At 42.2% G+C, this 1,439-nt stretch carries 1 protein-coding gene; it reads left to right on the top strand.

Annotation, left to right across the window (positions count from 1 at the left end):
• The first annotated feature begins 423 nt into the window (after positions 1 to 423).
• Positions 424 to 1,407: an ISL3 family transposase gene (locus ACN1CD_RS23565; protein ID WP_419132879.1), complete on the top strand. Its 984-nt coding sequence runs from the start codon at positions 424 to 426 to the stop codon at positions 1,405 to 1,407.
• Positions 1,408 to 1,439 lie beyond the last annotated feature (32 nt).

Genomic DNA, 1,439 nt, shown 5'->3' with positions numbered 1-1,439 from the left:
GGATCAAGCGGGATTCTTGGGGGGAAGAAATAATTTTCTTTTTTTTGTATTCGAATTACAGCCCTATCCATTTTTATTTTGAGCGACGCCGGCCACATCCTAATCAGTCTATTACTTCCAGAAGGTATTCTGGAATATTTTGATTTGACCCATGTTGAAAAAGATTCAACGGATTGAATATCTATCTTGAAGAAAAAAATATATCCCCTGCAAACTATCAGCAGCATGAATTGGAATCCAAAGGCTTTCTGCCGGAAGCCCGTATCCAGGATTTTCCCATTCGCGGACAGAAAGTAGCCCTCTGTGTTAAAAGACGCAGATGGACGGTGCTCAGTACGGGAAAGATAATTACCAGGGACTGGGATTTAGTGATAAAAGGGACGCGAATGACAACGGAATTCGGTCTTTTTTTAAAAGGTATATTTGGATAATCATCCCATTAGCTGCTATCATCTGGGGCAATACTTTCAGGTGGATGGGAAACTTCTTCAGGAGCAATACAAAGAACATCTAAGCGAATACAGTGGTTGGGATCAAAAGGCGCACGCCAGTGAATGGATGTTATTTTCCAGGAATATGAGTTCCCGGCTGAGCATAGATGAAACGGCACTGTCAAATGGCGAGTTATATACCATTGTCACTAATAAAGAGGCCAAAGGTAGAAAAGGAGCTATTGTAGCGATGATCAAAGGCACAGTGGCTGAGGATATCATTGACGTGCTGAAGAAGATCCCTGAACGCGCAAGGAAAAAGGTGCTTGAGGTGACCATGGATATGGCTGCAAATATGCAACTGGCAATCAAACGCTGTTTTGTGAATGCGCACCGGGTCATTGACCGCTTCCATGTACAAAAGCTGGCCTATGATGCTGTACAGGAGTGCAGAATCAAATATCGTTGGGAAGCTTTGGATCAGGAGAATAAGGAAATAGCTGCTGCAAAACAGCAGAAGGTAACTTTTAGTGCTGAGATCCTTTCCAATGGGGATACTTTAAAACAACTACTTGCCCGTAGCAGGTACCTGTTGTTTAAGCATCACCTCAAATGGACTGAAATACAGAAGTGTAGGGCCGTATTGCTGTTTGAACGCTATCCGGAATTGAAAAGAGCCTATGATTTATCACTGGGGCTTGGTCATATCTTCAAGATTTGTACCAGTAAGGAGCAGGCCTTTAAGCGATTGGCATTGTGGTATAATGAAGTGGAAGCCTCTGGTATTGAAGCCTTCAAAACTGTTTCCAGATCAATACAGGCACATTATCTTTCGATCCTGAACTTCTTTATGAACAGGAGTACAAATGCCTCAGCAGAATCATTTAATGCGAAGGTCAAAGTATTCAGAGCAACATCAAGAGGTGTGCGAGATATCAAATTCTTCTTGTTCAGGTTATCGAAAATATATGCTTAATTTTTATCTCCCCCAACTTTTCCGCTTGATCC

Source organism: Pedobacter sp. N23S346 (assembly GCF_048515415.1).
In the GTDB taxonomy this organism is placed as follows: domain Bacteria; phylum Bacteroidota; class Bacteroidia; order Sphingobacteriales; family Sphingobacteriaceae; genus Pedobacter.
This window is presented reverse-complemented; position numbering and strand designations above follow the sequence as displayed.